Source organism: Paenibacillus cineris (genome assembly GCF_018333335.1).
In the GTDB taxonomy this organism is placed as follows: domain Bacteria; phylum Bacillota; class Bacilli; order Paenibacillales; family Paenibacillaceae; genus Paenibacillus_AQ; species Paenibacillus_AQ favisporus.
On sequence record NZ_BORU01000001.1, the window covers coordinates 2,595,514 to 2,615,029 of the forward strand.

Sequence of the window (19,516 nt, forward strand, 5' to 3'; positions counted from 1 at the left end):
CACGATTTATTCAGTAAAACTTACTAAAGGGAGAGAATCCGATGTATCGCACAACTTTAAAAACCGTATCCCAAAAAGCGTTGGCGTATTCGCTGGCTTTGACGCTGGCAGCTTGTCCAATCGCAGGCTCTTCCCATGTGCTGGCCGCCCCGGCGGTACCAACGCTCCTATCCACTGAATCTGCACAGGTTCAGGCTCCGGTTCAGTACCGGATCAACGCGCGGCTGGATGAGAAAAAGATGCGCATTACGGGGAGCGAATCGGTCACCTACCGGAACTTGTCCAAAGATACGCTCCAGGAGATCGTATTCCATACATTTGCCGATGCGAACCGGTCCACAGCGACCCAAACGTCGATGTTTGAGCGCAACAATGAGGAGATCCGGAAAGAGAATCCGCAGAAGAAGGCGGAAGACTTTCTGGGCGGGATTGACATCCGGAGCGCTGCAGTCAACGGCCAATCCGCGGAGTTTACGAACAGCAACCAGGCTTTGACCGTTCGGCTGAAGCAGGGTTTGAAGCCAGGCGAATCGGTGACAATTCAAATCGTCTTTGACGTCAAAATCCCGTACGGGATGCAGCGCCTGTCGTATTACAAAGATATCGTGAACGGCGCGCATTGGTTCCCGGCCGCTTCGGTCTATGACGAAAGCAAGCATCAATGGGACAAGACGCCGTACAGCAAAACCTTCGAAACCGATTATTATGACATCTCGGATTTTGAAGTACATTTGAATGTACCCGAATCTTATCAAATCCTGATGCCAGGGACCATCACTTCACAGGAAGTTCCCGAGGAGCCGGGACGGAAAATAGTTAGCTCGACAGCGGATCATACCCGGGAGCTCGTCTTTTTTGCCAGCCCGAATTACAAGGTGGAGAGCGTGACGCGCGACGGCCTGACCGTTGAATATTATTATTTCGATAATATGCCGGACAAGAAAAAACTCGTGGATGAGTACATCGACGCTGCTTTCGAGGCGATCCGTTTTTTTAACGACAAATACGGCAAGTACCCTTATCCGGAATTCCGAATTGCGGAATCCTATGTAGAAGGGGTTGCTGTCGAATTCTCCCGGGTCATCCAAATGGGGCAAATCGCGGAGAACAGCGATCCGGCGCATAATGACGTATTCGTGCATGAAATCGCCCATCAATGGTTCCACGGCTTAATCGGCAACAATTCGGAGAAAGAGTCGTTTTTGGATGAAGGATTTGCGGATTTCTCCAAAGTATATTTTGCGGAAAAACGAGGCGATGTTCTGGGCGGATTCCAATCGATCCAAATCGATGACTTGTCGTCCATAGATAAGCCGATTGCTTCAACCAATGCAGATGCGGGGGACGAAGAGAATCCGGTCTTTTACGGAAAAGGACGTCAGGCGATCTACCAGCTGTACCGTATGGTGGGCGAGGAGAAATTCGATGCGTTCATGAGGGAATACTTCAAGCGCTTTGAATATAAAAACGCGACCATCGACGGTCTGCTGCAGACGATTCAGGATACGCTCGGTACGGAAGCGCGGAAAGAAATGGACAGCGCGCTGCATGACCCGAATTTTACATTAAAGCCTGAATACCGGTTGTCCGAGGCGGAAGAAGCCGCGTATTGGCATGAGCAGTTCAAGAGCATCTATCACTCGTCCCTGACCCAGATTCCCGATCTTGAGGAGGAAACGATGAGCCGCATCGTGGATAATGCACTTCAAGGCGAACCTCTTACGATCGTGTTGAGCGACCAGGCCGACGGTGCTGCCCACAAGCAGGAGCAATCGATACTTGAGCAGCTGCAAGGTTCCCTGCAATTGATGGGAATTCATGCCGACGTCATTACAGAGCGTCAAGTACTCAAGAAGCAAATGGAGAAGGAGCTGGCCGCCAGCAACATTATCGCCATCGGCAGCGCCGGGTCGAACGGCTTGATCCAGGCGCTGAAGCCCGGTATCATGATAAACGCAAAGTCGATCGGTCTGAACTGGACGAGCTTGATGGGACAAAAAGCAGCTTCAGGCGCTTATATCGTCAAGCATCCTTACAACCAAAACCGCCTGCTGCTGCACTTTTTCTGGAACGGTAAGGCGCTCAGCGAACCGGCTATGAAGGTTTTTCCTGCTCAGATGTTAAATGCACTCAGCTTCAGCACGGATTACTACCAATATTATGTTATGAATGCGTCAGGCAAAATCACGTCAGACCGAAAAACCGCCAATCCATTAGCTAAGTTTTTCGCGCAGGAATAAGACGGGCAGCGTTTCAAATGAGGACGTGGACTTGAAAATAGAGTTATAGTAGATGTCAGGGTGGAAATGATGAAGAAAGGAGGTACTGATCGTATGCTGCAAAGTCAGAAAGTGCTGATCGTGGATGATGAAGAAGATATCGTCAAGCTTTTGAAAACCGTTCTTCTGAAGGAAGGCTTCGAGCATGTATTTGCCGCTTTTTCCGCGAAAGAGGGTTGGCAGCAGTTTCAGGACCAGCGCCCTGACGTCGTCATCCTGGATATTATGCTGCCGGACGGAGAAGGCTATGACGTCTGCAAGCAAATCCGCAGCGTTTCGAACGTACCGATTTTCTTCCTATCGGCCAAGACGGAGGAAATCGACAAAATACTCGGGTTTGCCATCGGAGGCGACGACTACATCACCAAACCGTTCAGTCCGAAGGAAGTAGCATACCGGATTAAAGCCCGCTTTCGGAGGCAGGAGGCTGCCTCTGAAGATGTGGACAAAGCGCATATTGTGCAAGCAGGTCCGTTTGTGTTTGACGAGCAAAAGATCGAACTGAAGAAAAACGGTGAAATCATCGAACTGAAACCGAAAGAGCTGGGATTGTTCACCCACTTGCTGAGACACCCGAACCAAATTATCAGCAAAGAAAGCCTGTATGACCAGGTATGGGGCGAAGATTCTTTCGGCTACGACAATACCGTGATGGTCCACATTAGGAGACTCCGGGAAAAAATCGAAGACGATCCCTCTAATCCGCAGTATTTGATCACAGTCAAGGGTCTGGGGTACAAGCTGGCGCTGGAGGGCGCGAAGCGATGAAATGGAGGCTCACCGGAAGATACCTGGTATCTGTAGTTCTCATCGTCGTGATTGTCATTTTCATGAACATCGTCGTTGTGACCGGTCTTTATTTAAACCAGTTTGCCTTTCCCCATTTTTCTTTTCAAAGCAAACAGAATAATCCGGATTTGATTACCCGGTCGTTCGGCAAAGAAGTGATCCTCTCCGATTCGGGGATGACGATTACAGGTGAAGGGAAGGAACTTCTTGACCGTAACCAGGCCTGGATCCAAGTTTTGGATGAGAATGGTCAGGAGGTCTACGGTTACCACGTCCCCCCGGATGCAAGGACCAAATATACGCCGATGGATATGGTTCAGACCTACAAGTATATAGAAAAAGAGCTCATGTCGACCGTTTTTGTAGGGGAAAAGCAGGGCAAACAGCAGCGCTACAGCTACTTAATCGGTTTTAAAAATACTTATCTGGAGCGTAACGTCTTAACGTACGATATTCGCTCCGTGGTGCATTTTTTCAAAATCGGAAGCCTGGCCGTCATGGGGGTCGACGGATTTATTGCGCTGTGCATCGCTTATCTGTTCAGCAAAAAATTGACCCGGCCGCTTCATACGCTGATCGATGGAATCAAGCAGCTCGCCCACAAAAAATATGGGGTTCATTACGAGCCCCAAGGGGTTTACAAAGACGTGTTCCATCATGTCAACCTGCTGAGCGCAGAGCTGGAAGCCAGCGAGGCCGAACGCAAAAAACTGGACCGCATGAAGGAAGAGTGGATCGCGAATATCACGCATGACATCAAAACGCCGCTGGCTTCGATCCAAGGATACGCCGAAATGATGAGGGACAAGGATTATGAGTTTACGACCGGAGAAATGCGCGATTACGCGGAAATCATCGAACAGAAATCCCACTACTTGAAAGACGTCATTGAAGATTTGAACTTGTCCACCCGCCTTAAAAACAAAAATATTACGCTTAACCTGAAGAGCGTCAATCTGGTCAGCCTGGTGCGCAGCGTAATTATCGACGTGCTGAATGATCCCCGATACAGCGGCAGGAACATCGATTTCGGCTACAACGAAGAGACCATTCCGGTAAAAGTGGACGACCTCCTCATTCGCAGGGCAGTCAGCAATTTAATATACAACGCGATGGTTCACAATGCAGAGGATACGGTCATTGAGGTTGGGGTTGAGAAAACGGCGGATTCGGTAACGATGATCATAGAGGATCATGGGAAAGGCATCCGCAAAGAGGAATTGGACCGGATTTTTGACCGCTATTACCGCGGGACCCATACGGGCGAGAAGCATAAAGGTTCAGGACTGGGGATGGCCATCGCGCATGATATCGTGGAAGCACATGGGGGAGAGATCCGCGTCACCAGCGAGCTCCATCAAGGAACGAAGATCGAGATTAGACTTCATTCGCTTCCAGAAGTTCACAAAACCGATGAGATCCTATAAGATAAAGTTTCCTATATCATTTGATGGATGATAAAGAATCAAGATTCATGGGAGGCAGAGTTTGAAGTTGGCTGAATGGATGACGAGTCTAGGCGAATATCCGATGATACGTATTCCAGAGGGAGACGTTGCGCTTAGGGATGACAGGGTTAAAAGATCATGGAATGTCAAGCTGGATGCCTTTTTCATGGCACCCGTCCCGGTAACGAATGCATTCTACGACGCCGTGCTGCAGCATAAAACCCGCACGCACGGACGTTTGAAAGCACCAGTCACAGGGGTATCATGGTACGAAGCAGTCTCATTCTGTAATGCGCTGTCCCGGCAAGCGGGACTGGAGCCTTGTTATGAGATTGCCGCTGAGGGCGAGCGTGTCGTCTGGAATCGGGAAGCGGACGGCTATCGTCTGCCTACAGAGGCCGAATGGCAGCATGCATGTAAAGCAGGCTCTCAAGGCTACAGGTACGGCGAATTAGAAGAAGTCGCCTGGTTCAAGGAGAATTCCGATGGCATGACGCATGAAGTCGGAGGCAAACTGCCGAATGCGTGGGGGCTATACGACATGCTGGGAAATGTGTGGGAATGGTGCTGGGATCTGTATGACGAAGAGGTATATGGATCCTATCGCATATTCAGGGGAGGAAGCTGGGCGGAAGAAGCAAGGGGCTGCGGAGCGACATGCCGCCGGCGCAGCCATCCGACGTTTCAGATCGACGATCTCGGATTTCGCCTGGCCCGCTCGATTTTCTCCCATAACGGAGATGGGCATCGGTCATTCGGATAAACTGCCTATCCTATTTAAATCCTAAGAGAAGGACCACCCGCTAAGGGTGGTCCTTCTTCCGTTACCGGCGGCCGTGAAAGGTCCGCCGTAAATCTTGAACCCACAGCTCCGGCACTTCCCACGGTATAAAGTGGCCTCCTTCTTCGTGGGCAGTAATATTGACGTGGTTATACCACGCTGCGCGGTCAGTCTTGAGAAAATGCTCCACGCGTTGATCGGTCGTCACCCCCGGTGGATTTTCGTATCCCACGAAAGTGATGCCGGTCGGTGCTTCAATAACAGGCTGGCGTGAATGGGAGGGCTCCCAAGGATACCGGTTGTTATTGGCATATACGCGCATAGACGTTTCGATGGCGTTATTGACCCAGAAAATCGTGGCGTGCGTCAGCAGGTCATCCTTGGAGAACACCTGTTCAATGCTGCCTTTGTTGTCGCTCCACTTGATCCAGCGTTCAAGAATCCAGGCCAGCATGCCGACAGGTGAATCGCTGAGCCCGTAAGCGAGCGTGCCGGGATCCAGAACGTGCACGGCAAGATGCGAAGCAAAGCGGCGGTCCAGCTCCAACAATTGATTCCGGATCTCCTCAGGCAGGTCTTCCGGAATCGGACGTCCGCCGGCATAATCCCAGGCACGCTCCCCGTTAAAGAAGTCCAATTTGAGAGCCGAACCGATATGAATACCATACAGCTCGGCTCCGTATTTATGCCCGAGCTGACCGGTGACCAGCGCGCCGACATCGCATCCGGCAGCAGCATACTTCTCGTATCCGAGCATGTCCGTCATGAGGGTGTGCCACAGATCGGCCATCTTCCAGAAGTTCATGTCCGGATGGTCGGGAAGCGGAGCAGAGAAGCCGAAGCCCGGCAGCGAAGGGACGATGACATCAAAAGCATCAGCGGGGTCACCTCCATGCGCCCTCGGGTCAGCGAGCGGATCCACCACCTTGGACCAATGCCAGAACGTCCATGGCCAGCCATGGGACAAAATGAGGGGAACCGGGTTTGGCCCCACTCCGGGCTTGCGCATAAAATGGACAGGCACACCGTTGACTTGGACTTGATAATGCTCATAGGCGTTGATCGCCTGCTCGGATTTACGCCAGTCGAATTCGTGAATCCAGTAGTCGACGAGCGCTTTCAGTTCATCGCGGCGAACGCCGTAGTAACCGTCTTCGTTCCCTGCATCCAGGGGCCATCTGACGGAGGTAAGACGACGGTTCAGATCGTTCAGTACCTCTTCGGAAACATGGATGGGACTTGCTTTAAACGGAAATTCGGCATGGGACATAGTGATCCTCCTCTGACGTGATTTGGAGCCGACGAAAAGGTGAACGTTTCAAGCGAGAAAAATCCGCTAAGCTTCGCCAGCAATTTCGACCAGCCGTCTCAATGCCGGGATGGCGTCAGCTATCGCCTGTCTCTCTTCCGGCGTGAGATGATCCGCAAAACCGGCAATCCGACCGATCCGTTCCAGGCGCCGGGAATCGATCACGTTAGCTCCCTGGGGGGTAATATGCACGAGAACAGCGCGGCCGTCATGCGGATCGGATCTTCGTTCCACGAGCCCGTCCCTCTCCAGCTTGATTACAATTTGCGTGATCGCCGACTGGGTTACCTGCTCCGTGGCAGTCAGTTCTGTCAGGCGCATCGGACTGTTGTGGGTTAGCGTGTGCAGGACCGACAGGGCGGTGAAGCTGAGTTTTTCAATGGACGGCAGTCGAATATTAATCCTGGTCAGATTTTCGATCACTTGAACAAAATCGGCGACATCCAATTCTTTGGATAGATGTTTAGGTTTCATGTCACTAATATATTAGAAACTTATATAAATGTCTAATATAAATTGGGAATGGATGAGAATTGGAGGTGAATGATTTTTGTGGAATCGCATCATAATAGCAGGATGAAAGCAGGATCTGCTCCAAACACCAAGATGAAACGAGTGATGAGGCTTGAGATGGACATCCGCGGCATGCCTCCTGTTCATGCTGCTGCATAATCCGACCGCAGATCAAGAACAGGTACAGGACAAGCTTACGGTCACCCATGAAGGAAAAACCATCTCCGTGCTCAATCGCGACGCGCACAGCTTAGGGGTGTTTCCTTTACTGGACAAGGAACAATATAATGCGTGGGTCAACGAACTGGACCGGAAAACCTATAAGGAAGCGCACAACGCCAGTTTTGACGCCGGGGGGCGCATTGTCGAGGGGAAGAACGGATACAAGCTCGACCGCAGGGCTTTTTTAATGAAATATTATGCGTATCTGTACGAAACGAGCGGGCCGGCCACGATTGAGGTTCCGACGTACCCGGTATATCCGAAGGTCGATACGGAACTGCTCGCGTCTTTGCGTTCGAAGCAAATCGGTTATTATATTACTTACTACAACTCCGGCAACCGAGACCGCTCGCATAATATTGCTCTGGCGGCCGAAGCGATTGACGGTACGGTCATCTTTCCTGGTGAACGGTTCTCATTTAACCGGGTGGTCGGCATACGAACGACCGGCAGAGGATACCGCCGGGCTGCCGTCATTGTGCGGGGCGAATTATCTGAAGGCGTAGGAGGCGGCATCTGTCAGGTATCCTCCACCTTGTTTAATGCCGCCGATCGCGCAGGGCTGAAGATCGTTCAGCGATATTCCCACAGCCGTCACGTTCCCTATGTGCCATCGGGCAGAGATGCAACCGTAAGCTGGGGCGGACCGGATTTTGTTTTTGATAACGCGTACAACCAGCCGGTCCTTCTTCGCGCGTTTGCGGGCGGCGGCAGCATGGCTGTGTCCATTTTGTCGTCTGACGTGATCGAATACTTCCCGAAAAAGGTCCCCAGCATATCTCATCAACTGCCGGAAGAGGTGCGCGACATCACCGCAAGCCAAAGCCCCGGCCATCATAAGAAAAATTAGACCACAGGCTTGCTTGAAGCAGCTTTCACAGTCCAAACAAGGAACAAATTAATTCCTTAAGCTGTGCAGCGCACGGGCAAATCCGGCGATGCCTTGTCCAATGCATTCCGATTTTGCACGCGCAAACGTAAACCGGACGAATCCGGCATCCGAACCGTACACGCTGCCAGGCACGAATACGACGCCGTTCCGGATCGCTGCTTCCAGCAGCTTTGCGTCATTGACTGGCTCGGACAGCTTGCACCACAAATGATGCCCCCCTTTGGGAATATGGAATTGAATCTCTCCCGGCAGTTCCTTCCGCAGCGCTTCGATCAGAAGATCGCGCTTATACATCAGATTTGTCCGCAGGCGGCTGAGATGAGGCTCAAAAAAGTCCGATTCCAAAAACTGCGCCGCCACCTGCTGGGGAATGACGCTAAGTCCAAAATCCATCTGCTGCCTGGCATCCGCCAGTCTCAGCACGACGGAATTCGGAGCAACCATCCAACCGATCCGCAGTCCCGAAGCGGCGATTTTGGAGAAGGATCCGATGTAAATGACAGAGCCGGACGTATCTATTGATTTTAAAGGCATGCGTGGTAAGCCTTCGTAATCGGTTAGGCTGTAAGGATCGTCTTCGATGATCGGCAGTCCGAGCTCGCTTGCGGTTTGAAGGAGCTGGTGACGCCGTTCGTCGGCAAGCAGCGTACCGGTAGGATTTTGAAAATTCGGATTCGTAAATATCATCTTGATGCGGTGTTTTTTGTACAGTCCACGAATTTCTTCCGGCCTCATGCCGTTCTGATCTACGGGGAGCCGGAAGATCCGCAGTCCCGCCGACTGGAACATCGGCAGCGAATAATAATAGGATGGATCCTCTATAGCAACGGCGTCGCCAGGGGACAGCAGGCATTGCGTAATTAAAAATAAGGACTGCTGAGACCCGGATGTAATCAGGATGGATGATTCCGTCGCCTGAAGCCCGCGGTATTCGGCCAAATATCGAACCAGAGCTTGCCGGAGCGGGATATATCCCTGCGGGTTGTCGTATCCCAAGTACGATGCGTACTGATGGCTGCTCATGATTTCACTGATTTCGCTTGTCGGGGCCAGGTCGGCCGCAAGTTCTCCACTTGCAAAATCCACCAGGGAGGGATCCTGGCTCAGAGCTTCCCGAATTCTCCGGAGAAACGGAAGGTTCGGAAGAAAGCTCCCGCCTTCTGCATACCTGTTCCAGTTTGGTGTATGTTTCGGTGAAGCACCCCACTTAAACTGGCTCACCCGAGTTCCGCTGCCGGAACGGCTTTCGATGATCCCGAGCGAACGGAGTTCCGCAAAAGCTTGCACGACCGTGCTCCGGTTTACGCCGATCTGCTCAGCCAATTTCCTTTCTGAAGGGAGCAGGCTGCCGGGCGGAAATTCCCCAAACGAAATTCGCCGCTCGATGTGGTCGGCGATTTGCTGATATAATGGTTTTTTACTTTCTCGGTCAAGACCCCACATACGTTTTCACTTCCTCGAACAACAATTACGACACATTTTTATCATCCTTTCCAATATATCTTATTCGCTTAACGATTTCCGTCTTTTTCTCACTGAAAGTTTTGCGTTTTCATGAACACGGCCCGTTTCATTTAGTGAAATGGATGGTCAGGGAACGATTGCAATGGCTGGTGTGTTCACGTCCGATGGTGATTATAATAAAGCTGCAACAAATCTACTTGACGGGCGGGTGAACAGCATGGTCTGGCTGATGGTTTTTGCCGTGATCGTATTAATATGGGGACTCTTCGCAACGATGAGAATTGGACAATCCCAAAGCAATAAAGAACAAAATCCGCAATACTTCCAGGATACGGGCAAAAAATGGTTTAGGCTTCTAGGCTTTTACTTAATTAGCATCGTTGCGGCAGCTATCATGATTGTGATTTTGATCAAGTGAATAAAGAGAGGTAAATGATGAATTAATTGTAAATAAATATAAATAAAGGTTGTTAATGTTATCCAAACCGGATATACTAGCAATGTAAGCGCTTGCTTTAGTAGATTGAGACTTCTAGATTTCCCTGCCGCTGTCCCATTCCATGCATAAAGCGAGGTGATTAACGACCCAAAGGCGGGCTCTTTAATGATGCAGGTCTGATTTTCCTTATAGTGTCTGTGACGTTTTCCCAATTTGATGAGGAGGGAACAAGATGCTGAAAAAAGGATTATGCGGAATCATCATGGTCAGTCTTTTGATTGCTTTATTTCCTGTCAAACAGGTGAGTGCGGCTCCAAACTGGAAGCTGGTGTGGAGCGATGAATTTGACGGAACCGCACTGAACCGTTCCAATTGGACTCCGGAGATCGGCACGGGCAGCGGCGGATGGGGAAACAACGAGCTTCAATACTATACGGACCGGTCGCAGAATTTGCAGGTTACCGGAGGAAATCTGGTGATTACGGCGAGAAGAGAGTCATACGGCGGAATGAACTATACTTCGGCACGTATCAAAACGCAAAACCTGAAATCCTTTACCTATGGCAAAATAGAAGCTAGGATCAAGCTGCCTTCCGGACAAGGGCTGTGGCCGGCGTTCTGGATGCTGGGCAGCAACATCAGCACGGTCGGATGGCCGTACAGCGGGGAAACGGACATCATGGAGCGGGTTAATAACAACCCTTATGTTAACGGCACGGTTCACTGGGATGCGGGAGGGCATGCGGAATACGGAAGAGTTTCGGGTAACCTCGATTTTTCCCAATACCATGTGTACAGCGCCGAATGGGATTCAAAGTATATCCGCTGGTTCGTTGACGGACAGCAGTTCAATGAATTTTATATTGAGAATGGCACCGGAAATACCGAGGAATTTCAGCGGCCGTTCTTTCTGCTCCTGAACTTGGCGGTCGGCGGCAACTGGCCGGGGGCTCCGAACGATTCGACGCCGTTTCCAGCTCAAATGCTCGTGGACTACGTCCGTGTATATCAGGACAATGGCCAGTCCAGCGCAATCAGCAACGGAGTTTATACATTGGCCTCCAAGGCGAGTGGAAAAGTAATGGATGTCATTGACGTGTCCATGGCCAGCGGAGCTAAAATCCAGCAGTGGACGAATTATACCGCCAGCAACCAGCAATTCCGGATCGAAAGCACGGGTGACGGTTATTACAAGCTTACTGCCGTGCACAGCGGCAAAGTATTGGATGTGCCGAATTCGTCAACAGCAGCCGGCGTCCAGCTGCAGCAGTGGGATGATAACGGGACGAACGCGCAAAGATGGAGCATTGTCGACGTAGGCGGAGGGTATTATAAGCTGGTCTCCAAAGCAAACGGACTTGTCGTTGACGTGTCCGGTTCATCCACGGCGGATGGCGCGGCCGTTCAGCAGTGGACGGATAACGGAACGGACGCCCAGAAATGGGCCTTGACCAAAATCAATTAAGGCACAAACAAGCAGTCCACATATGGGCTGCTTGTTTGTGTATACGAGTCTGAAGCTGAACAAATGCTAAGGTCTTGGCAATCGATGAGAAACTCCGGTGGCTGGGCGTGCTATAATTTGAGAAGACCATGAATGAACTGTCATCTACTATTTTCAAATTAAAGGAGAGTTACGGCAAATGATCAACAAGCTCGGTCAAGTGATGCTGTACGTCAACAACCAGGATCAGGCGGTACAATTTTGGACGGAGAAATTAGGTTTTCGTGTCATTTCTGAAGAAAACAATGAACACATGAGATGGATTGAAGTCGCCCCGGCCAAGGATGCAGGCTCCAGCATCGTACTGCATGATAAAGAGACTGTCGCGAAGATGTCCGAGGGCTTAAATCTCGGCACGCCTTCTTTAATGTTTTTCACAGAGGACGTGGATGCGTTGTATCGCGATTTGACCGATAAACAGATCACCGTCGGTGAAATCGTTGAGCTGCCTACCGGCAGGGTGTTTAACTTTGCGGATGACGAAGCGAATTACTTTGCGGTCATGGAAAAAAAATAACGGCCGCTCACGGGCGGAAGAAGGGGCGATGGTAACGAACCGTCGCTCTTTTCACAAGAAGGGAGTATGCAACGCAAGCCCTGAACAAGGAGGATTTCAGATGTTCAATCCATTTGAAGTAGCCGAGCTTATGGTCCAACATATCTCAACGAATTTTCCAGACGACGTCTCTCTGATCGGATATTATGGATCACGCGCTCAAGGAACGGCGACGGAGCGTTCCGATCTCGATTTTTTCTTTATACCGGCGAACGCGGAAGCTTTCCGTCATAGTTTGCAGTTTGTAGTGAACGGGATCAGCTTTGATTTTTGGCCGATCAGCTGGGAACGTGCGGAGAGAATCGCCGCTTTCGAAGAACTGAATGTATCGATCATCGCGGATTGCAAGCTACTGTATGTGCGGTCCGAAGAAGACCATGAACGGTTTCTCCGGCTTCGCAGCAAAATTGCTGACCAAGCCCGGGCACGCTTGGAATGGCTCCATAAAGCCGAATCGAGGCTGAAAGAAGCTTATATACACCTTTACAACTTAAGCAAAATGAGCTCTATGGATGATCTGGTTTCTTTTCGCTATGAAGCCCAAGAGATCCTGATCTTAAACCTTGAGAGCCTTTCATTAATTAATCATACATACTACACCAAAGGCTGGGGCAAAAACAGGGAGCAAATCCGAAACTTCCCTATACAACCGGACACATTGGAGCAGACGATGGAGACGATTCTGTCTTCCTGTTCGGGATTTCAAATCCGGGAAGCCTGCGAACGATTGACCAAGGATACGCTTCGTCTCATTTTGCAGCAGAAAGAGAAAGACGTCAGCGGTCCAGATTATCCTGGCCGGATGAAGGGCTTCTATGAAGAAGTAAAAGGAATTATGGATAAGGTGGTGAGCGCTTGTGAATCAAGCGACTACCATACAGCCTATTTCTGGGCGGTCGGCGTGCAGAAAGAAGTATCCCGTTTTCTCTATTTCACCGAGAAAGGGTATTGGCCGTCGCCTTTGTGCGCCGGAGAGGAAGAGCTAACCTTGTATAAGGAACTTGGCTTTCCAGATGTAATCGGAATACTGAATCAGGAAGATTTCATCCCCCTGAAAGTGGCGGTTGAACAGCTTGATTCGCAGCTGGAGCAGCATCTTCAGAGCCGCGGAGTACAAATCAACCGGTTTCGGAACGCCGAAGAATTCAGCGATTTCCTGCTGTCGCTGCGTTGATCGCTGAGGCTGAATGATTCATGTCCATATTCCGCAGGTGCCCATGATCACGAAAATATAACGTACATATCCCGCAGTGATTCCAATTCGTATGACTGGAAATGATGATAGCATAGAGGACGGCTGCTGCTGCTGAGAGTCTCCTTCTCATCGTGTCGAATCGTAAATAAGTGCAGGAAGGTTTGTCAGTTTAAGGCGGCGAAGAATACATAAGGCAAGTCTTGCAGCAAGTTAATATGAAGATCATACAATGAGCCATAACAAGCCAAGGGGAGAATGGAAGACATGATGGAACAGCTGAAAGCTTGGGCCAAACAATTAAAAAGGCAGGTATTTGTACTCTATTATGCTTATCGGGACAAACGTTCGCCGTGGTATGCAAAGCTGTTTTCCATGTGCGTCGTTGCCTATGCATTCAGCCCCATAGATTTAATACCGGACTTCATACCTGTCATTGGCTATGCGGACGATTTGGTTTTGATACCGCTGGGAGTATTGGCTGCTATAAAAATGATGCCTGGTGAGGTCATTGAGGATGCCAAAAAGAAAGCGGATGCTCGCATGAACCAAGGGAAACCGGTGAATTGGGCTGCGGGTGTCCTGATTATTTTGTTATGGGCTGCTGTACTGGCAGCGGTATTAACTTACCTGTACAACCGTTTGAAGTAACCCGCTGATTAACAGCAGGGCCTTTCGGCTGGATTCGGATCGCCCGCCCAATCGGCCTGCTTAAACCATGGCTTTTCCCCCGTATTTATGAATCCTGCAGCTTCTCCCGATACTCGGATGGCGTACAGTTGTACACCTTGCGGAACTGGCGGGCGTAATAGTTCTGGTCCCGAAAGCCGCTTTCGAGCGCAACCTGGGAAATGGACAGGTTTGGATAGCGAAGCAGCGTGCAGGAATAGTCCAGACGCTTGCGTATGACGTAATCCATCGGTGTGGTGTGATAGTTGCGCGTAAAGACGCGCTGAAACTGGCGGGTGGAGAGGTAGGCTTTGTCGGCCATCGCGTGCAGGGTGATCGGCTGGAGAAAGTGTTCTTCAATGTAAGTGACGGCTTCACCGATCCGCAGCGCCTTGTTGTCTTCATGTCCGCTACCGATCTGATAATAGCGGGAGAGCAGGCCGACCAGAGCGGTAAAATAAGAGCGAATCATCAGACGATAGCCCTGCGGCTGCAGCTCATACTCGGTTAAAATCAGGTCAAGCAGCTTTGTCGCTTCCTGCAGCTGCGCTTCGTTCAGCGTAAGCATGCCCTTGAAGTTCATTTCCTTGCGGTAAAATGGTTCGATGTAGAAGAGCGCTTGGAAGCCCGGAAGCAGCCTAAGCTCGGACAGCTGCAGAAGCTGCTCGGGCTGGAACATGACGTTGATGTATTCAATCCCGTCGACGTTTTTGTAGCCATGGGATACGCCGCTGTGAATCAAGAATATCTGGCCGGCTGTAACGGAGTATTCCCTCCCTTCAATGATATGAATGGCGCTGCCCTGCAAAATGACGACGAGTTCGGAAAAATCGTGGCTATGTACAAAATATTCGTGCGTTAGCGGACATTTCTGGATGCGGAACGTAAATCCCGGTTCGAGTCCGATGTCCGTGGCAAACAGTCTGGTCATCATGTCCATATTATGCTAAACAATGTCGGCATCGTCAAGGCGAAGAACGGCGTACCGCGCTACCATTAAGTTTACGGGCCGACGCATGGCAGATCGAAATGTCATCGGCTTATAGAATGTCAATGGGGAGGTACCTATGGATTTATGGTGGAATGAAAGGACGAATCAGCCCGTGAAGCCGGTTATTCTTTTTCTGGGGGACAGCATTACGGCCAGCGGTCATTATATCCGGTATACCGAAGCTTGGCTCCGTCAGCACCGGCCGACGATGGAGATGAAGCTGGTTCCATGCGGTGTGCCCAGCGAAACCGTGTCGGGACTCAGTGAGGCGGCACACCCATTTCCGCGCCCCTGCGTGCACGATCGGCTTCAGAACGCGCTGGATACAGTATCGCCCGGGATCGTGGCCGCCTGTTACGGTATGAACGACGGGATTTACCATCCTTACTCCGAGGATCGTTTTGCTGCCTATCAAGAGGGGGTATTTCGTCTAGTTGAACGCAGCAGAGGGGCTGGAGCCAAGGTGGTGCTCATGACGCCACCGCCGTTTGACCCACTCTCAATGAACGCCGAGCTTCTGCCCGAAAGCGCACCTGATTTCAGCTATCTCGCACCATTCCAGGAATATGACCGCGTCCTCGAGCAATATTCCGCATGGCTTCTGTCTGCGGGTGATGTGGCAGACCAGATCATCGACTTGCGCAGTCCGCTGCTGGACCATACAAAGGAACACAGAGCACTGGATCCTGCTTATCGTTCGGGGGACGGTATTCATCCGAACCGTGCTGGGCACTGGGTTATGGCGCGTACGCTTCTCAAGGAAATGTTCGGCGCGGCACCCGGTGTTATTCCCGATGTGGATGCGATTTCGAAATCGCTTGCGGAAGAAACGGATTGACACCTAAAAATCAACCGGATTATAGTTAGGTCACTCCAACAATTGGGAGGGAGAGAGGTACGATGAACTTGCTGCAAATGCTGCGAACGCGGAAATATTTACAGCGGATCTTGCTCAGCTTTATGCTCGTAGTCGCCACACTGGCGGTGGCCTCCCTATTTATGAACGCCTTCGCACGCGACAAAGTGCTCAGCCTTCAGAACGAAGCCGACCGCAAGCTGCTGACCCAAATCAACTATAACATCGAAAACATGAACGGCATCGTCAAGGACCTGGCGGTATCCATGTACAACGATGAAGAGCTGATCGCACTGAAATCCGGAGCGGATTACAAGCAGAGCATTCTGAAGATCGAGCGGCTGAATCAGACCGTCGCAGCGTCTCCGTATCTCCACGCTGCTGTTTTTTACAACGGGGCGCAGCACCGGTTTTTCTCATCGCTCAACCATGATATGGACAACAGGCTGCTGTATCAAAGGCTGGGGGATTATATGTCGTCCCGCAGCGACCTGCCGAAGCTCCAGTTGATTCCGATGGATCTGGACGGCGGAAATGAAGGGATCGACGTATTCGCCTTCTTCATTTATGACGGACCGTCCTTAGGTTCCGTAAATGATAATGTCCTGATTTTGACCGTCAAGCCGGGATGGATGCTGGATAACGTGAAAGCGCTTAATCGTGTCGCGGAGCGGGAGAACGACATGCTGTTCGTGACTGACAGTGACGGGCGCATGCTGATCTCCAACGACCGGTTGCTGCCGGAGGGGCTGAGCGTCAAAAAGGATTTGCTTCCGCGAATCCAATCTACCGGCAGTACACTGGACTCTTTTATCTATAAGCACGGTTCGCATAAATACAAGGTGACGTATTTGAGCAAAGGATTGAACAACTGGCAAATCGTCAGCCTCCAGAATTATAACGACGTGCTCGGCAGCGTCCGGCAGATGAAATGGACCGAGATGGCCGTGACGCTGTCCGTTGCGGTCCTGGCTGTGCTGCTGTCCGTGTTTTTTTCGCTTCGGCTGTATAAACCGGTCGGGCAGCTCCTGACGCTCGTTCCGCCGCAGCGGCGTGATGCTCCCCCAGCGAAGGATGAGCTGTCGGTCATTGCCGCCAACGTTACGGAAATGATCGGAAAGCTGAAAGGGCTCGAGCAGGAGAGGGCATCCCAGTGGAACATCGCCAAGGTCTATCACCTGCGCAGCCTGATCGGTCTCAGCGAAGGCTTACATGAACTGGAGTTTCGGCGGATCAGGGAGCAGTACGGGCTCGATATCGCGTATCCATCAAGACTCCGGCTGGCTCTGGTCCAGATTGACGACGTACAGAGCCTTGCCCCCGGCCAGGGATCGCAAGCAGAATCGCTGCTGTATTTCGCCATAGCCAATATTGGCCAGGAACTGCTCCACAAACACGGATCCTGCGAAGCCGCAGATATGAAAAGCGGGCATCTCGTCTTTATCGTCGGCGGCGAATCCAGGGATCTAGCCATGCTTGCCGACCGCTTTCGGGAGCTTCAGCACACCATCCTTCAATATTATCGGGTTACCTTCACGGTAACGCTCAGCGACCCGTTTGAAGACTACCGCGAAATCACGGCACATTATAACCTGGCTGTCCGCCACGCCAATTACCGCATGGTTTTTGGCAAAGGTGCGGTGCTAGAGCCGGAACGGGTCCGAAGCTGCGAGGCAAACGATACGTTCCGCATTCCGCAGGAATTGGAGCGGCGCTTGACGGAAGGATTAAAGAGCGGCGATCTGGAAGAGACGGAGCAGGCGATCCGGAGCTGGAGAGAGCTGATCGGCGGATTCAGCTTCGAGAATATGTACTCTGCACTGCTGCATCTGGCGGTTACGCTCAGCAATACGCTGGGAGAGATGAACCATCACAATTTGAACCCGGTATCGGTCAACGTTCAGGCCATCAACCGGCGCATTCTCGAGAAAGAAACGTTGGATGAAATCGAAACGGTACTGCTCGAGGTCGTCCGCGAGGTATTCGAACAGCGGCGGAACGGGCGTGAAGACAAAAATAGGCTGCTTGCCGATACCGTGAAAGAAATCATCGACAAGCATTTTGCCGATCCGGATCTCAACGTGCAGCGGATCGCCGACATGCTGAAGATGAGCTCGGTCTACATCGGGCAGGTGTTCAAGGCACAGGAAGGAACGACGGTCGTCGATCAGATTAATGCCACCCGCCTGGCCCGTGCCCGAACGTATTTGGAGCAGCAGGAGCTGACCGTAGCGGAAATTATGGAAAAGGTGGGCTTCGGCAACGAAAGCTATTTTTACCGCTTGTTCAAACGCCGATACGGAACCACACCCAAGGAGTACCGCCTGAAATCAGCCATAGAGAAAAGCATATGAACCTGATAAAGACCCGCACGGGAGAACCGTTTCCCTGGCGGGTCTTTTGCATGTCCAAGAGCGGCTGCAAGCCCGTAAATACAGGAATCCGGCATCTATACAGCCCGCCAGTACAGTGATCCTGCAATTGTACAGTACGCAGCAGCAAGGGTTTTACGTTATCGTTAGACGTGCAAAGCCTGACACCAGGCAGAGCGCAAAGGAGGAAAGGGGCTTACGATATGTTGAATAAGGTTTCTCTGGCGGGTGACGCAGAAAACAGACGGGTGGCACCAGAACCTGGACAAAACGGATTGCTACCCTCGCCGGACGTGCCGCCAAAGCAGCGCAAGCAAAAATCGATCATCCGGAAGGAGCTGCGCCATTTCCGTAACAACCGGGAGCTGTTCCTGCTCTCATTGCCGGGAATATTGTATAAGCTGATATTCGCCTATATTCCGATGGTGGGGCTCATCATCGCCTTCAAAAATTATCGGTACGATCTGGGCATCTTCGGCAGCAAATGGGTGGGACTCGATAATTTCCGGTATTTGTTTTCTACTGATACGGCTTGGCGGATTACGCGCAACACGGTGCTGTACAATGCCGCCTACATCTTGGTGACCACCGTGGCTGCACTGCTGCTTGCGATCCTGATGAACGAAATCAAGCAGAAATGGAGCAAGTTCTATCAGACCGCCTTGTTTCTGCCGCATTTCCTGTCCTGGGTTCTGGTCGGTTACGTCGCGTATGCTTTTTTGAACCATGCGGACGGGCTGATCAACCGGACGCTGCAAGCGTTTGGGATGGATCCGGTCAGCTGGTATCAGAACGCGGCGCCATGGCCGGTCATTCTCATTCTGGTTCATTTATGGAAGGCCGTAGGTTTCAATACGCTCATCTATTTCGCGGGAATTTTGGGGATCAACGGAGAATATTACGAAGCGGCGCGGATCGACGGGGCGACCAAGTGGCAGATGGCCCGCAAGATCACCATTCCGCTGCTGTCGCCGCTCGTCATCATACTGCTGATTTTGTCCATCGGCAACATGTTCCGCGGTGATTTCGGCCTGCACTACTTCATTCCGAACAACTCAGGTTTCCTGTATGGATCCACCGATATTATCGATACTTACGTGTACCGCGCGCTGCGGGAAATCGGGAACGTGAGCATGTCGGCGGCAACGGGCTTTTACCAATCGGTTGTCGGTTTCGTACTGGTACTGCTGGCTAACGGCATTGTGCGCAAAATCAATCCCGACCATTCTTTATGGTAAGG

General features: G+C 51.3%; 17 protein-coding genes. 13 read left to right on the forward strand and 4 right to left on the reverse strand.

All coding sequences use genetic code 11. The features are described 5' to 3' along the window. Positions 1–41 precede the first annotated feature (41 nt). From KI379_RS12190 to KI379_RS12205, 4 genes are all read left to right on the forward strand, one after another. Positions 42–2,240: a M1 family metallopeptidase gene (locus tag KI379_RS12190; protein WP_212983713.1), complete on the forward strand. Its 2,199-nt coding sequence runs from the start codon at positions 42–44 to the stop codon at positions 2,238–2,240. Between the two features lie 93 nt (positions 2,241–2,333). Further along, positions 2,334–3,047, forward strand: a complete 714-nt coding sequence (locus KI379_RS12195) for a response regulator transcription factor (protein WP_212983714.1) — start codon at positions 2,334–2,336, stop codon at positions 3,045–3,047. Next, the gene (locus KI379_RS12200) at positions 3,044–4,495 is read left to right on the forward strand and encodes a sensor histidine kinase (protein ID WP_212983715.1); all 1,452 of its coding nucleotides are present in this window, start codon (positions 3,044–3,046) and stop codon (positions 4,493–4,495) included. The genes KI379_RS12195 and KI379_RS12200 overlap by 4 nt, the downstream gene beginning before the upstream one ends. 103 nt (positions 4,496–4,598) lie before the next feature. Further along, complete coding sequence (locus KI379_RS12205; protein WP_212984704.1) at positions 4,599–5,279, forward strand: formylglycine-generating enzyme family protein; 681 nt, start codon at positions 4,599–4,601, stop codon at positions 5,277–5,279. Between the two features lie 61 nt (positions 5,280–5,340). Here KI379_RS12205 and KI379_RS12210 read toward each other — a convergent pair whose 3' ends face one another. Both KI379_RS12210 and KI379_RS12215 read right to left on the reverse strand, forming a co-directional pair. Beyond that, the gene (locus KI379_RS12210; protein ID WP_212983716.1) at positions 5,341–6,567 is read right to left on the reverse strand and encodes an epoxide hydrolase family protein; all 1,227 of its coding nucleotides are present in this window, start codon (positions 6,565–6,567) and stop codon (positions 5,341–5,343) included. 66 nt (positions 6,568–6,633) lie between these two features. Next, positions 6,634–7,080, reverse strand: coding sequence for a MarR family winged helix-turn-helix transcriptional regulator (locus KI379_RS12215; protein WP_212983717.1), 447 nt, complete (start codon positions 7,078–7,080; stop codon positions 6,634–6,636). 184 nt (positions 7,081–7,264) lie between these two features. Between KI379_RS12215 and KI379_RS12220 the strand changes: the two genes are divergently transcribed. After that, positions 7,265–8,191, forward strand: a complete 927-nt coding sequence (locus tag KI379_RS12220; RefSeq protein WP_212984705.1) for a VanW family protein — start codon at positions 7,265–7,267, stop codon at positions 8,189–8,191. Between the two features lie 48 nt (positions 8,192–8,239). Here the strand turns inward: KI379_RS12220 and pdxR are convergent, their stop codons facing one another. Continuing rightward, a complete protein-coding gene (gene pdxR, locus KI379_RS12225) occupies positions 8,240–9,676 on the reverse strand; it encodes a MocR-like pyridoxine biosynthesis transcription factor PdxR (RefSeq protein ID WP_212983718.1) in 1,437 nt (478 codons plus the stop codon). A gap of 163 nt (positions 9,677–9,839) precedes the next feature. On the opposite strand from pdxR, the gene KI379_RS12230 reads away from it, so the two are divergent. The 5 genes from KI379_RS12230 (at position 9,840) to KI379_RS12250 (ending at position 14,039) form a co-directional block, all read left to right on the forward strand. Next, on the forward strand, positions 9,840–10,115 hold the full coding sequence (locus KI379_RS12230) for a hypothetical protein (protein ID WP_089547232.1): 276 nt from the start codon (positions 9,840–9,842) through the stop codon (positions 10,113–10,115). 253 nt (positions 10,116–10,368) lie between these two features. After that, entirely contained in the window at positions 10,369–11,601 is a 1,233-nt protein-coding gene (locus KI379_RS12235; protein WP_212983719.1) for an RICIN domain-containing protein, read from the forward strand. A 178-nt stretch (positions 11,602–11,779) separates the two neighbouring features. Further along, positions 11,780–12,157, forward strand: coding sequence for a VOC family protein (locus KI379_RS12240; RefSeq protein ID WP_076165749.1), 378 nt, complete (start codon positions 11,780–11,782; stop codon positions 12,155–12,157). Between the two features lie 100 nt (positions 12,158–12,257). Continuing rightward, positions 12,258–13,370 (forward strand): hypothetical protein, encoded by a 1,113-nt coding sequence (locus KI379_RS12245; RefSeq protein ID WP_212983720.1) that lies wholly within the window; start codon positions 12,258–12,260, stop codon positions 13,368–13,370. 285 nt (positions 13,371–13,655) lie between these two features. Continuing rightward, positions 13,656–14,039, forward strand: coding sequence for a YkvA family protein (locus tag KI379_RS12250; RefSeq protein WP_076165743.1), 384 nt, complete (start codon positions 13,656–13,658; stop codon positions 14,037–14,039). 85 nt (positions 14,040–14,124) lie between these two features. Here the strand turns inward: KI379_RS12250 and KI379_RS12255 are convergent, their stop codons facing one another. Further along, complete coding sequence (locus KI379_RS12255) at positions 14,125–14,991, reverse strand: helix-turn-helix domain-containing protein (protein WP_212983721.1); 867 nt, start codon at positions 14,989–14,991, stop codon at positions 14,125–14,127. A gap of 133 nt (positions 14,992–15,124) precedes the next feature. Between KI379_RS12255 and KI379_RS12260 the strand changes: the two genes are divergently transcribed. From KI379_RS12260 to KI379_RS12270, 3 genes are all read left to right on the forward strand, one after another. Beyond that, the gene (locus KI379_RS12260; protein WP_212983722.1) at positions 15,125–15,886 is read left to right on the forward strand and encodes an SGNH/GDSL hydrolase family protein; all 762 of its coding nucleotides are present in this window, start codon (positions 15,125–15,127) and stop codon (positions 15,884–15,886) included. A gap of 62 nt (positions 15,887–15,948) precedes the next feature. Then, positions 15,949–18,258, forward strand: coding sequence for a helix-turn-helix domain-containing protein (locus KI379_RS12265; RefSeq protein WP_212983723.1), 2,310 nt, complete (start codon positions 15,949–15,951; stop codon positions 18,256–18,258). 221 nt (positions 18,259–18,479) lie between these two features. Continuing rightward, a complete protein-coding gene (locus tag KI379_RS12270; protein ID WP_145133685.1) occupies positions 18,480–19,514 on the forward strand; it encodes an ABC transporter permease in 1,035 nt (344 codons plus the stop codon). The last annotated feature ends 2 nt before the right edge of the window (positions 19,515–19,516 follow it).

What these genes read in the sequence shown, in the direction of transcription:
- KI379_RS12190 (WP_212983713.1), top strand. Translation starts at nt 42, where the DNA reads ATGTATCGCACAACTTTAAAAACCGTATCCCAAAAAGCGTTGGCGTAT.
- KI379_RS12195 (WP_212983714.1), top strand. Translation starts at nt 2,334, where the DNA reads ATGCTGCAAAGTCAGAAAGTGCTGATCGTGGATGATGAAGAAGATATC.
- KI379_RS12200 (WP_212983715.1), top strand. Translation starts at nt 3,044, where the DNA reads ATGAAATGGAGGCTCACCGGAAGATACCTGGTATCTGTAGTTCTCATC.
- KI379_RS12205 (WP_212984704.1), top strand. Translation starts at nt 4,599, where the DNA reads ATGATACGTATTCCAGAGGGAGACGTTGCGCTTAGGGATGACAGGGTT.
- KI379_RS12210 (WP_212983716.1), bottom strand. Translation starts at nt 6,567, where the DNA reads ATGTCCCATGCCGAATTTCCGTTTAAAGCAAGTCCCATCCATGTTTCC.
- KI379_RS12215 (WP_212983717.1), bottom strand. Translation starts at nt 7,080, where the DNA reads ATGAAACCTAAACATCTATCCAAAGAATTGGATGTCGCCGATTTTGTT.
- KI379_RS12220 (WP_212984705.1), top strand. Translation starts at nt 7,265, where the DNA reads ATGCTGCTGCATAATCCGACCGCAGATCAAGAACAGGTACAGGACAAG.
- pdxR (WP_212983718.1), bottom strand. Translation starts at nt 9,676, where the DNA reads ATGTGGGGTCTTGACCGAGAAAGTAAAAAACCATTATATCAGCAAATC.
- KI379_RS12230 (WP_089547232.1), top strand. Translation starts at nt 9,840, where the DNA reads ATGGCTGGTGTGTTCACGTCCGATGGTGATTATAATAAAGCTGCAACA.
- KI379_RS12235 (WP_212983719.1), top strand. Translation starts at nt 10,369, where the DNA reads ATGCTGAAAAAAGGATTATGCGGAATCATCATGGTCAGTCTTTTGATT.
- KI379_RS12240 (WP_076165749.1), top strand. Translation starts at nt 11,780, where the DNA reads ATGATCAACAAGCTCGGTCAAGTGATGCTGTACGTCAACAACCAGGAT.
- KI379_RS12245 (WP_212983720.1), top strand. Translation starts at nt 12,258, where the DNA reads ATGTTCAATCCATTTGAAGTAGCCGAGCTTATGGTCCAACATATCTCA.
- KI379_RS12250 (WP_076165743.1), top strand. Translation starts at nt 13,656, where the DNA reads ATGATGGAACAGCTGAAAGCTTGGGCCAAACAATTAAAAAGGCAGGTA.
- KI379_RS12255 (WP_212983721.1), bottom strand. Translation starts at nt 14,991, where the DNA reads ATGATGACCAGACTGTTTGCCACGGACATCGGACTCGAACCGGGATTT.
- KI379_RS12260 (WP_212983722.1), top strand. Translation starts at nt 15,125, where the DNA reads ATGGATTTATGGTGGAATGAAAGGACGAATCAGCCCGTGAAGCCGGTT.
- KI379_RS12265 (WP_212983723.1), top strand. Translation starts at nt 15,949, where the DNA reads ATGAACTTGCTGCAAATGCTGCGAACGCGGAAATATTTACAGCGGATC.
- KI379_RS12270 (WP_145133685.1), top strand. Translation starts at nt 18,480, where the DNA reads ATGTTGAATAAGGTTTCTCTGGCGGGTGACGCAGAAAACAGACGGGTG.